This window comes from uncultured Dietzia sp. (genome assembly GCF_937873725.1).
In the GTDB taxonomy this organism is placed as follows: Bacteria; Actinomycetota; Actinomycetes; order Mycobacteriales; family Mycobacteriaceae; genus Dietzia.
The window spans coordinates 16,806-30,236 of the sequence record NZ_CALMYY010000054.1 but is presented as its reverse complement, the minus strand read 5'-3'; the positions used below and the strand labels follow the sequence as shown (position 1 = coordinate 30,236).

Annotated in this window: 12 protein-coding genes; 7 read left to right on the top strand and 5 right to left on the bottom strand. The window is 74.0% G+C overall.

Features of this window, described 5'->3' with window-relative positions; genetic code table 11:
- Positions 1–30 precede the first annotated feature (30 nt).
- Both nucS and Q0444_RS05005 read left to right on the top strand, forming a co-directional pair.
- Complete coding sequence (nucS, locus tag Q0444_RS05010; RefSeq protein ID WP_291080578.1) at positions 31–711, top strand: endonuclease NucS; 681 nt, start codon at positions 31–33, stop codon at positions 709–711.
- Positions 712–725: 14 nt separating this feature from the next.
- Positions 726–1,028 (top strand): ATP/GTP-binding protein, encoded by a 303-nt coding sequence (locus Q0444_RS05005; protein ID WP_291080616.1) that lies wholly within the window; start codon positions 726–728, stop codon positions 1,026–1,028.
- Here Q0444_RS05005 and Q0444_RS05000 read toward each other — a convergent pair.
- Both Q0444_RS05000 and mce read right to left on the bottom strand, forming a co-directional pair.
- Positions 1,009–1,920, bottom strand: a complete 912-nt coding sequence (locus tag Q0444_RS05000; RefSeq protein ID WP_291080580.1) for a hypothetical protein — start codon at positions 1,918–1,920, stop codon at positions 1,009–1,011. The genes Q0444_RS05005 and Q0444_RS05000 overlap by 20 nt on opposite strands.
- A 35-nt stretch (positions 1,921–1,955) precedes the next feature.
- Entirely contained in the window at positions 1,956–2,426 is a 471-nt protein-coding gene (gene mce, locus Q0444_RS04995; protein ID WP_291080582.1) for a methylmalonyl-CoA epimerase, read from the bottom strand.
- 76 nt (positions 2,427–2,502) lie between these two features.
- Between mce and Q0444_RS04990 the strand changes: the two genes are divergently transcribed.
- Both Q0444_RS04990 and Q0444_RS04985 read left to right on the top strand, forming a co-directional pair.
- Positions 2,503–3,702, top strand: a complete 1,200-nt coding sequence (locus tag Q0444_RS04990; RefSeq protein ID WP_291080584.1) for an acetyl-CoA C-acetyltransferase — start codon at positions 2,503–2,505, stop codon at positions 3,700–3,702.
- Positions 3,703–3,737: 35 nt separating this feature from the next.
- Positions 3,738–4,667, top strand: coding sequence for a tetratricopeptide repeat protein (locus Q0444_RS04985; RefSeq protein ID WP_291080586.1), 930 nt, complete (start codon positions 3,738–3,740; stop codon positions 4,665–4,667).
- A gap of 7 nt (positions 4,668–4,674) precedes the next feature.
- Here the strand turns inward: Q0444_RS04985 and glgB are convergent, their stop codons facing one another.
- Together glgB and Q0444_RS04975 are read right to left on the bottom strand one after the other, a co-directional pair.
- Positions 4,675–7,008 (bottom strand): 1,4-alpha-glucan branching protein GlgB, encoded by a 2,334-nt coding sequence (glgB, locus tag Q0444_RS04980; RefSeq protein ID WP_291080588.1) that lies wholly within the window; start codon positions 7,006–7,008, stop codon positions 4,675–4,677.
- Positions 7,009–7,019: 11 nt separating this feature from the next.
- Positions 7,020–9,038, bottom strand: coding sequence for a maltotransferase domain-containing protein (locus tag Q0444_RS04975; RefSeq protein ID WP_291080590.1), 2,019 nt, complete (start codon positions 9,036–9,038; stop codon positions 7,020–7,022).
- 169 nt (positions 9,039–9,207) lie between these two features.
- On the opposite strand from Q0444_RS04975, the gene Q0444_RS04970 reads away from it, so the two are divergent.
- From Q0444_RS04970 to Q0444_RS04960, 3 genes are read left to right on the top strand one after another with little or no spacing between them, the layout of a single operon-like run.
- Entirely contained in the window at positions 9,208–10,032 is an 825-nt protein-coding gene (locus tag Q0444_RS04970) for an ABC transporter ATP-binding protein (RefSeq protein WP_291080618.1), read from the top strand.
- Positions 10,029–10,778 carry an NUDIX hydrolase gene (locus Q0444_RS04965; protein WP_291080592.1) on the top strand — a complete coding sequence of 250 codons (750 nt, stop codon included), beginning with the start codon at positions 10,029–10,031 and terminating at the stop codon, positions 10,776–10,778. The genes Q0444_RS04970 and Q0444_RS04965 overlap by 4 nt, the downstream gene beginning before the upstream one ends.
- A 9-nt stretch (positions 10,779–10,787) precedes the next feature.
- On the top strand, positions 10,788–12,008 hold the full coding sequence (locus Q0444_RS04960) for a THUMP-like domain-containing protein (protein ID WP_299021862.1): 1,221 nt from the start codon (positions 10,788–10,790) through the stop codon (positions 12,006–12,008).
- On the opposite strand, the gene Q0444_RS04955 is transcribed toward Q0444_RS04960, so the two are convergent.
- Positions 11,993–13,390, bottom strand: coding sequence for a PQQ-binding-like beta-propeller repeat protein (locus Q0444_RS04955; RefSeq protein WP_299021859.1), 1,398 nt, complete (start codon positions 13,388–13,390; stop codon positions 11,993–11,995). The two genes, Q0444_RS04960 and Q0444_RS04955, sit on opposite strands and share 16 nt — an antisense overlap.
- Between the last annotated feature and the right edge of the window lie 41 nt (positions 13,391–13,431).

Sequence of the window (13,431 nt, the reverse complement as noted above, 5' to 3'; positions counted from 1 at the left end):
ACGGATACCCGCAGATCGAGGAGGGATGACGTGCGTCTGGTCGTGGCCACGTGCCAGGTCGACTACGTGGGCCGCCTGACGGCCCACCTGCCCATGGCGCCTCGGTTGTTGCTGGTCAAGGCGGACGGCTCGGTGAGCGTCCACGCGGACGACCGGGCGTACAAGCCGCTCAACTGGATGACACCTCCGTGCTCGCTCGTCGAGCAGGACCACCCGGAGAACCCCGATCATCGCCTCTGGGTGGTGGAGAACAAGACCGGGGAACAACTCCGGATCACCGTCGCCGAGGTGCACCACGACTCGGCGCACGAGTTGGGGATCGACCCGGGGCTGGTCAAGGACGGCGTCGAGGCGCACCTCCAGGAGTTGTTGGCCGAGCACATGGAGACGCTCGGGCAGGGGTACCGCCTGGTCCGTCGCGAGTACATGACAGCGATCGGCCCGGTGGACATCCTCGGCCGGGACGCCGACGGCGTCACCGTGGCGGTCGAGATCAAGCGGCGGGGCGAGATCGACGGGGTCGAGCAGCTCACGCGCTACCTGGAACTGCTCAACCGCGACCCGCTGCTCGCACCGGTGAGCGGGGTCTTTGCCGCCCAGGTGATCAAACCCCAGGCCCGGACCCTGGCCGAGGACCGCGGCATCCGCTGTGTGACCCTCGACTACGACTCACTGCGGGGAATCGAGTCGACGGACCTGCGGCTCTTCTGAGGTCGGTGACCGGGATGCCGAGGCGCCACAGGCGGGCGGGCGGGGACCGGCCCGTCCCCCGGCGAGACGGGCTGGGGTCGAGCGACCTCGAGGCCGGCCCGTCCGGCGATCCGGACAGGTATCACGTCCGACGGATCCCGGCGTCGCGCTCCGCCAAGGACTACCGCTGCCCGGGCTGCGACCATGTGGTGCCGGCGGGGACCGGGCACGTGGCGGCCTGGCCGGACAGGCCCGGGGGAGAGGACGAGCGGCGGCACTGGCACAACGGGTGCTGGTCGGGGCGCGGGAGTCGCGGTGTCACCCGCCGGTGGAGCTGAGATCCGGCTCGTGCGGTAGCCCCGCCTCGTGGTCGGCCGGGCGGCCGGGGATCGGCTCGAGGCGGGCGCGGATCCCCGCGAGTTCCGCGATGACGTCCGCGCGCAGCCCCCGCAGCTCCTCGGTGTGTCGGCGCGCCAGCGCCATCAGCCTCTCCGCCTCGGCCCGGGCGCCGTCCACGATGCTCCGCGCGGACTCCTCGGCGGCGCGCCCGGTGGCCGCCGCGGCGCTGACCGACGCGGCCTCCCTGGCCTGGTCCTCACGCAGGGACCGGCTCCGGCGGGCGTCGGCGGCCAGGCGATGGTCCTCGTCGATCCGATCCCGCCGCAGGGCGGCCTCCAGATCCAGCCGCTCCGCCTCGTGCTCGGCCTCGGCGACGATCTGCCCGGCCCTGGACCGGGCGGCCGCGAGGACCGCCTCCTGCCCGTCGCGGACGGCCGACGCCCGGTCGCGGGCGGCGGTGAGCTCGGACTCCGCCTCCCGGCGATCCGCGGCGGCCGCGCGTCGAGCCGAGTCCCGGAGGGTCCACGCCTCCTGCTCCGCGTCCGCGAGGATCCGGTCCGCCGCCGCGTGGGCGGAGTCCCGGATCGACTCGGCTTCCGTGCTCGCGAGCGCGAGCATGGTCGAGAGACGGTCGGCCATCTGCTCGCCCGTGACGGGTGCGCGTCCCAGCTCCGCGACCCGGGCCTCGAGGGCGGAGACCCGCGCCCGTTCCCGGGCCGCCTCGGCGGCGGCGCGCTCGGCTCGCTCCACGGCCGCGTCGCGGTCCGCGCGGAGCAGTCCCGTCTCGGCCTCGAGGCGCGCGAGCGTGGCCGTCACCTGCTCGCGGTCGAAGCCCCTGCGGACCACCGCGAAGGGTTCCCCGGTGCTGGTGGGCGTGTACATGCTGGACATGGATCCCACCCTAGCGGGGGAGCGGGGGCGGGGGCCTAGTGCGATTCGGCCGCGGGTTCGACCAACTCCAGCAGCACTCCGCCGGCGTCCTTGGGGTGGACGAAGTTGATCCGCGACCCCGCGGTGCCCTTCTTCGGGGCCGGGTACAGCACCCGGACGCCGCGACCGGTGAGGTGGGCGGTGATCGCGTCGATGTCGGTCACGCGGACCGCCATCTGTTGGATGCCTGGGCCGTTGCGGTCGAGGTACTTCGCGATGGTCGAGGACTCGTCCAGCGGGGCGAGGACCTGCAGGAGGGCGCTGCCCTCGGGGCGGCCGGGGGAGCCGAGCATGGCCTCGCGCACCCCCTGCTCCTGGTTGACCTCCTCGTGGAGGTTCTCCATCCCGAGGTTGTCGCGGTACCAGGCGACCGCGGCATCGAAGTCGGGGACGGCCACGCCGACGTGGTCGATCGCCACGACGAGTTCCGAGGGCAACAGGGGCTGGCTGGCTGGGGTAGTGGTCATGCCCTCCACGGTAGCCCGTGTCCCCAGGCGGTAGTTTGGGCGTGATACGTCACACCCCTCGACCGGAAGGTTCTCCATGTCCGCCGACCCCACCCGCACCGTCATCGTCTCCGGCGCCCGCACGCCGTTCGGCCGCCTCCAGGGCGGCCTCAAGACCGTGAGCGCGCCGGAACTGGGTGGCGTCGCCATCCGTGGCGCCCTCGAGAAGGGCGGGGTGCCGGCGGAGTCGGTCGACGCCGTGATCATGGGGCAGGTCCTGGGCGCGGGCGTCGGCCAGATGCCGGCCCGTCAGGCGGCGCTCGCCGCGGGCCTGCCCACCTCGGTCCACGCGCTGAGCATCAACAAGATGTGCCTCTCGGGCCTGACGGCCATCGCGCTGGCCGACCAGATGATCCGTGCCGGCGAGGCCGAGGTGGTGGTGGCCGGCGGCCAGGAGTCGATGAGCCGCGCCCCGCACCTCCTCCCGAACAGCCGGGACGGGTACAAGTACGGCTCCATCGAGGTCCTGGACCACATGGCGTACGACGGCCTGCACGACGTGCCGACCGACCAGCCGATGGGCGCGCTCACCGAGCAGCGCAACGCCGAGCTGGAGATCACCCGCGAGCAGCAGGACGAGTTCTCCGCGACCTCCCACCAGCGCGCGGCCAGGGCGTGGGCCGACGGGCTGTTCGCCGACGAGGTGGTGCCGGTGACCGTCAAGGGCCGCCGGGGCGACACCGTCGTCGACACCGACGAGGGCATGCGCGGCGAGACCACCGCCGAGTCGCTGTCCGCCCTCCGACCCGCGTTCGCCAAGGGCGGCACGATCACCGCCGGTTCGTCCTCGCAGATCTCCGACGGCGCCTCCGCGACGGTCGTCACGAGCGCCGCGCGTGCGGAGAAGGAGGGCTGGCCCATCCTGGCCGAGATCGTCCAGTACGGCGCCGTCGGTGGACCGGACTCCACCCTCCAGCACCAGCCGGTCCGCGCGATCGAGGACGCCTGCTCCAAGGCGGGGATCCCGGTGTCCGACATCGACCTCTTCGAGCTCAACGAGGCGTTCGCCTCGGTGGGCATCCACTCGACCCGCGAGCTCGGGGCCGACGAGGCGGCGGTCAACCCGAACGGCGGCGCGATCGCGCTCGGGCACCCGATCGGTGCGTCCGGCAACCGGGTGGTCCTCACCCTGGCCCTGGAGCTCGCCCGCCGCGGCGGCGGCCTCGGCGCGGCCGCCCTCTGCGGCGGCGGTGGCCAGGGCGACGCCCTGATCATCCGGGTTCCCGCGACCAGCTGACACCGGACCGGTCTCGTCATGGCAGGATCGACGCCGTGACGAGACCAGGTAACCGACCCCCGTCCGCCTCCGAGAAGCACCTGGCGGCGTCGCTCGCCGGCGCAGTGGACCTGACGGGGTTGAAGAAGCGTGTCGAAGCAAAACGGGACGCGGCCGTCCCGGGCCGCGTCCCGGGCGCAGACGGCGGGGACGTCGGCAGCATCGTGGTGGACGAGGCGTCGTTCGAGCAGGACGTCCTGGTCCGGTCGACCCAGGTTCCCGTGGTGGTCGAGCTCATGTCCCGCCGGGCCCCGTCCGCGCTGACCGCCCTGCTCGCCTCGTTGGCCGAGGAGGCCGCCGGTCAGTGGGTGCACGCGGTGGTGGACGTGGACGCCGCGCCGGGGATCGCCCAGGCGTTCCAGGCGCGCGCGGTGCCGACGGTGGTGGCCGTGGCGGCGGGACGCCCGCTGGCGGACTTCGAGGGCGACCAGCCCGAGGACGCCCTCCGCCAGTGGCTCGCGGCCGTGCTGCAGGCGACCGAGGGCAAGCTCGGCGGCCCCGCGCCGGCCCCCGGGGACGGCGACGGGGAGGAGCCGGCGGACGAGGAACGTGATGCGGCGGAGGACGCGCTGGCGGACGGCGACCTCGTCACCGCCGAGGAGCGGTTCACGGCCCTGGTGGAGTCCCGCCCCGGGGACCACGGCATCCTCGAGGCCCTGCGGTACGTGCAGGCCGCGCGGCGCGCCACGGAGGAGTCCGACGCGGGCGAGGGCACGGTCCAGGCGGCGCTGCGCGCCGCCGACCGGGCGCTCGTGGGCGGGGAGTACGAGTCCGCGTTCGGGGTACTGGTCGACGCGATCCGCGTGAGCGCCGGCGACCACAGGGCGACGCTGCGCGCCCGGCTGATAGAGCTCCTCGAGGCGTTGCCGGGGGACGATCCGCGGGTGTTGGCCGCCCGCCGGAACCTCGCGAGCGCCCTCTACTGACCGGGGGTCACCGCGAGTGCCGCAGCCACACCGCGGCACGCGGACCGACGGTGATGGCGGCCGAGTGCGGACGACCGTGGTGGGGGACGTCCTCGGCGTGGAGCCCGCCGAGGTTGCCCGTCCCCGAGCCCTCGTACCCGGTCGCGTCGGTGTTGAGGATCTCCTCCCAGAACCCGCCCTCGGGCAGCCCGATCCGGTAGCCGCCCAGGGTGGCGCCGGAGAAGTTCACCACGCAGGCGATCGTGTTGCCCGCGTGGTCGGTCCGCAGGAACGACAACGCGTTGTGCGCCGCGTCGTTCGCGTCGATCCACGAGAAGCCCGAGGGGTCGTCGTCCAGGGCCCACAGCGCCGGGTTCTCGGCGTAGCGCGCGTTCATGTCGCGCACCGAGGCGAGGATGCCGCGGTGGTACTCGCCCTCCCAGCCCTCGAGGTTCTCCCAGGTCACGCCCTGCTCGTCGTTCCACTCCCCGGTCTGGCCGAACTCCAGTCCCTGGAAGAGGAGCTTCTTGCCCGGATGCGCCCACATGTAGGCGTAGAGGCCGCGCAGGCCGGCGGCCCGGTCCCACGACGTCCCCGGCATGCGCTGCCACATGGAGCCCTTGCCGTGGACCACCTCGTCGTGGCTCAGCGGCAGGACGAACCGCTCGCTCCACGCGTACATCATGGAGAACGTGACCTCGCCGTGGTGGTGGCTGCGGTAGACGGGGTCGAGCCCCACGTACCTCAGGGTGTCGTTCATCCACCCCATGTTCCATTTCATCGAGAACCCGAGCCCGCCGGTGTCGGTGCCGGCGGTGACCCCGCCCCACGAGGTGGACTCCTCGGCCACGGTGAGGAACCCGGGATGCTCGCGGTGGACGGTGGCGTTGACCTCCTGGAGGAACGAGATGGCCTCGAGATTCTCCCGGCCGCCGTAGCGGTTGGGCGTCCACTCGCCCTCCTCGCGCGAGTAGTCCAGGTAGAGCATCGAGGCGACGGCGTCCACCCGCAGCCCGTCGATGTGGAACTCCTCGGCCCAGTAGAGGGCGTTGGCCACGAGGAAGTTGCGCACCTCGTGACGGCCGAAGTCGAAGACGTAGGTGCCCCAGTCGGGCTGCTCGCCGCGGCGCGGGTCGGCGTGCTCGTACAGCGCGGTGCCGTCGAACCGGCCGAGCGACCACTCGTCCTTGGGGAAATGCGCCGGGACCCAGTCGACAAGGACGCCGATGCCGCGGGAGTGCAGGTGGTCCACCACGTAACGCAGGTCGTCGGGGGACCCGAACCTGCTGGTGGGGGCGAAATAGGAGGACACCTGGTAGCCCCACGAGCCGCCGAAGGGATGCTCGGCGACGGGCATGAGTTCCACGTGGGTGAACCCGGTCTCGGCCACGTGGTCGGCGAGCTGGTGCGCGAACTCGCGGTACCCGAGTCCGGGTCTCCAGGAGCCCACGTGGACCTCGAGGGTGGTCATGGGCAGGCGCGAGTGATCGCGGGTCGCGCGGGCGGCGATCCACTCGTCGTCGTCCCACTCGTAGCGCGACGTGAACACCTTCGACCCGGTGGCGGGGGGCACCTCGGCGGCCACCGCGAGCGGGTCGGCGTGGTCGACGGTCCGGCCGTCGGCACCGCGCACGCAGTACTTGTAGGTCGCCCCGTCGGTGACGTCCGGGACGAAGAGCTCCCACACGCCGGAGGACCCGATCGAGCGCATGGGGAGCGCGAGCGGGTTCCACCCGCAGAAGTCGCCCACCACGCTGATGCCGCGGGCGTTGGGCGCCCACACCGCGAAGGACGTCCCCGTGACGGGTCCGCCGGCGGTGTCGTAGGTACGCACGTGGGCGCCGAGGACGGTCCACAGTCGCTCGTGCCGGCCCTCGCCGATCAGGTGGAGGTCCACCTCGCCGAGCGTGGGCAGGAAGCGGTAGCCGTCGGCGACGGTGCGCTCGTGCCCGTCCGGGTACGTGACGTGGAGGCGGTAGTCGGGGACGTCGGCCTCGGGCAGCGTCGCGTGGAACATGCCCTCGCCGAGGGGTTCCATGGTCACGACGCGGTCCCCCGACCGGATCTGAACCGTCGTGGCGCCGGGCTGCATGGTGCGCACCACCGAGCCGTCACCGGCCCGGTGGGCGCCGTAGACCGAGTGGGGGTCGTGATGGGTGCCCGAGCGCAGCGCGTCCAGGACGTGCCCGGGGAGGGCGACCGGGGTCGACGACGACGAGGCCGGCCCCGTCGGTCCGTCCGCTACCTGCTCCGGTGTCAGCCAGACCGCATCCGGATCGACGGGCGGTGCTGCCGATGCCCCGGCCGGCGTGGCGGGGCCGTCGGGAGCGGACCGGCCCTTCTCGCTGTGGTGCTTTCCCATGCCGTTGTGCCTCAATCCACGATGTGCGTGCGGTAGGTCAGTTCGACCCTACGTGCTTCGTCGCACGGTGGGACCACCACGACGTGGGCGACCGCCGTCCACGGTTCGAGCCGGACGTAGTTGCTCGGCCCCCAGTGGAACTCGCGGCCGGAGACCTCGTCGTGGACGCTGAACCGGGCGTCGTCGTCGTATCCGAGGGCGGCCATGTCCAGCGTCAGCGTGCCCTCCTGTGCCCCGTGGGGGTCGAGCGAGACCACGGCCAGGACGCAGTCGCCGCTAGCGGGGTCGACCTTGGAGTAGGCGATGATCCGGTCGTTGTCCACCTCGTGGAAGCGCAGGGTGCGCAACTGCTGCAGGGCGGGGTGCTCCCGGCGGATCCGGTTGAGCGTCCGCAGCCAGGGGGCCAGCGACTGGCCGGCGGCCTCGGCCCCGGCGAAGTCCCGCGGCCGGAGTTCGTACTTCTCGGAGTCCAGGTACTCCTCGCTGCCGTCGGCGACCGGCTGCCACTCGTAGAGCTCGAAGCCGGAGTACACGCCCCACGCCGGGGAGAGGGTGGCCGCGAGCACCGACCGGATCGCGAACATCGCCGGGCCGCCGCGCTGCAGCGACTCGTGGAGGATGTCCGGGGTGTTGGTGAACATGTTGGGCCGGGCCTCGTCGACGTGCCCGAGGAGCTGCTCGCAGAACTCCACCAGGTCGGCCTTGGTGGTCTTCCACGTGAAGTAGGTGTAGGACTGCGAGAATCCGCGCCTGGCCAGCCCGAACAGGCGGGCCGGGCGGGTGAACGCCTCCGCCAGGAACAGGACGTCGGGCTCCGTGCGCTTGACCTCGGCGATGAGGCGGGCCCAGAAGTCCGCCGGCTTGGTGTGCGGGTTGTCCACGCGGAAGATCCGCACCCCGAGCGAGGTCCACAGGCGGACCACCCGGAGGACCTCGGCGTAGATGCCCTCGGGGTCCAGGTCGAAGTTGACCGGGTAGATGTCCTGGTACTTCTTGGGCGGGTTCTCGGCGTAGGCGATGTGGCCGTCGGGCAGCACCGTGAACCACTCGGGGTGGGCCGCGGCCCACGGGTGGTCGGGTGCGCACTGCAACGCCAGGTCGAGGGCGATCTCGACGCCGCGCGTGGCCGAGTACGCCACGAGGTCACGGAAGTCCTCGATCGTGCCGAGGGCGGGGTGCACGGCGTCGTGGCCGCCCTCCGCGGAGCCGATCGCCCAGGGGGAGCCGACGTCGCCGGGGTCCGGGGTGAGCGTGTTGTTGCGGCCCTTCCTGTTCACCTCGCCGATGGGGTGGATCGGCGGGAGGTAGGCCACGTCGAACCCGAGGTCGGCGGCGTGGTCGATGTAGCCGCGGGAGGTCGCGAAGGTGCCGTGGACGGGCTCGCCGCGGTCGTTCCACCCGCCGGTCGAGCGGGGGAAGAACTCGTACCAGGAGCTGAACTGCGCCTCGCGGCGGTCCACCCACACCCGGTGGGTCTGCCCCACGGTGACGAGCTCCCGGACCGGGCCGGCGGCCATCGCCGCGGCGACCTCGGGGGACAGCGCCCGCCCGCTCCGGGCGTGCGCGTCGCCGGGACCCCGGAGGGCCGCGGCGGCCTCCGTGAGGAGGGCCGCGCGGTCGGGGGCCCCGGCGGCACCCGCCTGGGCGGCGCCCGCGTCGAGCACGCGGGCCCCCACCTCGAACTCGTTCCCCAGCACCTCGGCGCCCTGGCCGGCGTCCATCTTCTTCACCAGGCCGCTGCGCCAGGTGGCGTAGGGGTCGGACCAGGCCTCGACGCGGAACGACCACATGCCGGGGACATCGGTGTGCAGGAGGGCGTGGACGGTGTCCGCCTCCGCCCCGTGCACCATCGTCGAGCGGGACGACGACCCGCCGGGGCGGCGGACCACCAGGCTCGCGGCCACGGCGTCGTGACCCTCCCTCCACACGGTCGCGGAGATCGGCAGGACCTCACCCACCACGGACTTGGACGGGAACCTCCCGCAGGAGACCAGTGGGCGGACCTCGTCGATGGCCAGACGGTCGTTCACGTCGGTGCTCCTCTCGGCTGGGGATTCCGCGGCGCGGATGCCTCCACCCCCACGACGCTAGCGAAGCGGGGGCGATCGGGGAGCGAGGTCACCGACGGTCCACCTGCACGGGAGGTGGTCCCGGCCACCCGGGTCCCCGATACGGGGTTAGATGGGGGCCGTGACCACCCTGATCGAGACCGACCCCGACCTCGTCCTGGACCTGCGCGACGTTTCGCTCCGGCGGGACGGGCGCACGCTGGTCGGGCCCGTGACCTGGCAGGTCGAGCTGGACGAGCGGTGGGTGGTGCTGGGGCCCAACGGGGCGGGCAAGACCTCGCTGCTCCGGATCGCCTCGGCGCTCGAGTACCCGAGCACGGGGACGGCCGTGATCCTGGGCGAGCAGCTCGGCCGGACCGAGGTCACCGAGCTCCGCAGCAGGGTGGGGCTGTCCTCGGCCGCGGTGGCGGGCAGGATCCCCGGCGACGAGGTGGTGCAGGACCTGGTGGTCTCCGCCGGGTACGCGGTCCTCGGTCGGTGGCGGGAGCGCTACGACCAGGCGGACTTCGACCGCGCCGCGGACACCTTAGAGATGATCGGCGGGGAGCATCTGGCCGAGCGGACCTGGGGGACCCTGTCGGAGGGGGAACGCAAGCGCGTCCTCATCGCCCGGGCGATGATGACCGACCCCGAACTGCTCCTCCTGGACGAGCCCGGCGCGGGCCTGGACCTGGGCGGCCGCGAGGACCTGGTGGCCAGACTCGGGGACATGGCGCTCGATCCGGACGCGCCCGCGACGGTCCTGGTGACCCACCACGTGGAGGAGATCCCGCCGGGGTTCACCCACGCCATGCTGCTCGCGGAGGGCGGGGTGACCGCGCTCGGTCTGATCGACGACGTGATCACCTCGGAGAACCTCAGCCGCGCGTTCTCCCAGTCGATCGTCGTGGACGCGATCGACGGGCGGTACTTCGCCCGGCGCGCGCGCCGGCTCGGCCGCCACCGACGGCCGTGAGCCGCCCCGATCCCGTCACGGTCGTGCCGGCGGCGTCCGTGCCCGTCCGCGAGGCCGCCACGGTCGCGCTCATCCGGGACGCCCGGGTGGGCGGAGGCGTCGAGGTCTTCCTCCAGCACCGCGTGTCCACCATGCAGTTCGCGGCCGGCATGTCGGTGTTCCCGGGTGGCGGGGTGGACCCCCGCGACTACCGCGGGACCCGGCCCTGGCGCGGCCCGGACGCGACCTGGTGGGCGGAGCGGTTCGGCATCCCCGCCGACCGGGCGGCCGCCGCCGTTCGGGGGGTCGCCCGGGAGCTGTTCGAGGAGACCGGAGTCCTGCTGGCCGAGCCCGATCCCGCGGCCGCGGGGGACGGGCGTCCGGTCGATCTCCCGGGCCCGGAGGAGCGGCGGGCCCTGGACGCCGGGGAGGGGGACCTCGACACGCTGCTCTCCGCGCACGGGTTGATCCTGTCCGCGCACCGGCTGCGGCCGTGGGACCGCTGGACCACCCCGCCGGGGCCGCCACGGCGCTACGACACGCTGTTCTTCGTGGCCGCGCTGCCGGAGGGCGCCGAGCCGGACGGCGGCACGAGCGAGGCCCGCGCGGCGGAGTGGATCCGCGCCGACGACGCCGCCCAGGCGGGGATCCTCGGACACCTCGGGATGCTCCGTCCGACCCTGGACGTGCTCGCCGGCCTCGCCACGGCCGTCGACGTGGCCGAACTCCTCGACGCGCCCCGGAGCATCGCCCCGGGCGGCAGATAGGGGACGCCGGTGACGCCGGACGACCTGGACTTCCTCACCACCGACGCCGGGGGCGACCTGCTCGCGCTCGCCGCGGGGCTCGACTGGTCGCGCGCACGGCTGGTGGCGTCGACCGCGGTCGTCCGCGGGGCCGACCCCGCGCACGCGGCCGCGGCGATCGACCTGGTGACCGCCCGCCTCCGGGCCCGCGGCCGCATCCGGGGGGCCGAGCGGATGCTGCTCACCGACGAGGCGGTCCAGCAGGCCACCGCGTGGCCCGTCGCCGCCCTGCGCGCGCGGCGGCTGGCGGGCCGGGACGTCCACGACGTCACCTGCTCGGTGGGTGCGGAGCTGGGCGAGCTCGTCCGGACCGCGGACCGGGTGGTCGGCTCGGATCTCGACCCGGTCCGCGCCCGCATGGCCGCCCGCAACGTGCCCGGTGCGCTGGGGTGCGTGGCGGACGCACTCGCCCCGCCCACCGTGGACGCGGTGCTCGTCGCCGATCCCGCCCGCCGGTCGGGCGGCCGGCGGATCCACGACCCCGAGCAGCTGAGCCCGCCGTTGCCCGCCTTGCTGGCCGCGGCGCGGGGCCGCGACCACGTGATCAAGTGCGCGCCCGGGCTGGACACCTCCGTGCTGGACCACGCCGGGGAGGTCGAGCTGGTCTCGCTCGACGGGTCCGTGCGCGAGGCGTGCCTGTGGTCGCCGGGCCTGTCCGCCGGGGTGGCGCGCCGCGCGACGGTGATCCGCACCGTCCCGGCCGGCGACCCCGGTCCCTGGGGGCCCCCGCGACTCGTCGCGGACGGCGTGGCGGTCCACGTGGAGGAGGTGACGGACGGCGACGACGACGAGGTGGACGCCCACGGGGAGGCGGACAGGTACATCGTCGACCCCGACGGGGCGGTCGTCCGGGCGGGGCTGGTGAGGCACTGGGCCCGCCGCCACGGGCTCCGTCAGCTCGACCCCCGGATCGCCCACCTCACCGGCCCGCGGGTGCCGCGGGGATACACCGGCTTCGAGGTCCTGCAGCGGTGCAGGCTCGACCGCAAGGAGCTGCGCCGGGTGCTGCGTGACCGGGACTGCGGCTCGCTGGAGATCCTGGTGCGGGGCGTCGACTCGGACCCGGACGTGCTCCGCCGGTCGCTGGCCCTGAAGGGCTCACGGCCGCTGGCCCTGGTGGTGACGAGGATCGACAGGTCGGCCGTGGTCTTTGTATGCGGGCCCCGCACGGACGGTCAGGCGAAGACGTAGACCGCACCCACCGCCGTGGTGAGCGCGATCCGGCCGTCGTCATCCACGCTCACACCGGACACCGGGCCCGTGGCGGCGGGGACCGGGATCTCGTGGAGCGTCCGGCCGTCGCCGCCGTCGAGGAGCTGGAGGGCGATGCCCGGCGCGTCACCGGCCCCCGCCGTCCTGACGGCGACCACCACCCTGCCGTCCGCGGTGGCGGCGGGGTTCGTGAGCTGGCGCAGGTCGTCCCGGCGCCAGACCTCGCGGCCGGTTCCGTCCGCCCCGCGCACGGCCACCACGGGCGCCGGGCCAGCGTCCGCGGCGTGGTCGTCGTCGACCCCCCTCCAGACGGTGGAGGTCCGGCCACCGGTGACCAGGGTCCCGTCGGGCAGCAGCGCCGGCGGGGTGTCGGGGCGGTACCCGATCGGCGCGGACCAGCGCGCGGCGCCGTCGGCGGTGGAGTACGAGGTCAGCGTGCCGTCCTCGGCGTGCACGTAGACCTCACCGCGGTCGTCCGACAGGACCACCGGCACGCCGAGCCGGCCCGCCGGGAGCCCGGTCCGCCACAGCACCTCCAGTAGACCGGTGTCGCCGGTGGTCAGCCGCACGGCGACGAGTTCCGGGGCGGGGCGGGTGCGCGGTCTGCCCGTGAGGTAGGCGGTGCCGCTCGCGGTGTCGACGGCCGCCGGACCGGGGGCGGGGCAGCCGCGCTCGCCGGAGTCGCACCACGGCAGGCCGAATCCGGGGGCGGACGGGGCGAGCTCGCCGGCGACCGGGAGCCTGGGGGAGGCGTCCAGGCCGGTCTGGGTGTTGACCACCCGGGCGATCCCCAGGTGGGAGACGAGCAGCAGGTTCCGGTTGTCCAGGAGCGTCACGGTGGTGGGGATGCCGCGCGTCTCGGCGAACCAGCGGTTCTCCCCCTCCGCCGACACCGCCCCGACCCCGCCGTACATCGGGACGAACACCGAGCCCCGGCCGTCGACGGTGGCGGTGATGCGTGGCCCGTCGGTGGGCATCCGCAGGCACCAGCGCTTCCGCCCGTCCTCGGCGGTCAGGGCCCAGAGGTTGCACCCGCGCTCGGAGACGGTGGCCTGGAAGAACGTGCCGATCCCGTCGGAGCTCGCCACCCCCGTCGCCGGTGCGCCCAGCGGGCGTGACCACACGAGCTCGGGGGAGTCGGCGACGGAGGAGTGTGCGCGCCGGGGGTTGGGGGCACCGCCGGTGACGGACGACCAACTGTCCGCCTGGCCGAGGCGGGCGCCGCCGCTCTCGGTGCTCGAGGCGCACCCGGCGGCGAGGGCGAGGACGACCGAGCCGAGCAGGAGCGCGCGGACGGGCCGAGCCGCGCGGCGCGGGGGAGTCGCCCCCGCCGCCGGCGGCGGTGTCGGTGCCGGTGCCACTCGAGTCCCCTTCGCTACGCGGTCGTCAGGGGAGAGCGTAG

Bases quoted from the DNA above. Each gene is read 5' to 3' on its own strand.
- glgB (WP_291080588.1), bottom strand. From the start codon at position 7,008: ATGGGAAAGCACCACAGCGAGAAGGGCCGGTCCGCTCCCGACGGCCCC.
- Q0444_RS05000 (WP_291080580.1), bottom strand. From the start codon at position 1,920: ATGTCCAGCATGTACACGCCCACCAGCACCGGGGAACCCTTCGCGGTG.
- Q0444_RS04990 (WP_291080584.1), top strand. From the start codon at position 2,503: ATGTCCGCCGACCCCACCCGCACCGTCATCGTCTCCGGCGCCCGCACG.
- Q0444_RS05005 (WP_291080616.1), top strand. From the start codon at position 726: ATGCCGAGGCGCCACAGGCGGGCGGGCGGGGACCGGCCCGTCCCCCGG.
- mce (WP_291080582.1), bottom strand. From the start codon at position 2,426: ATGACCACTACCCCAGCCAGCCAGCCCCTGTTGCCCTCGGAACTCGTC.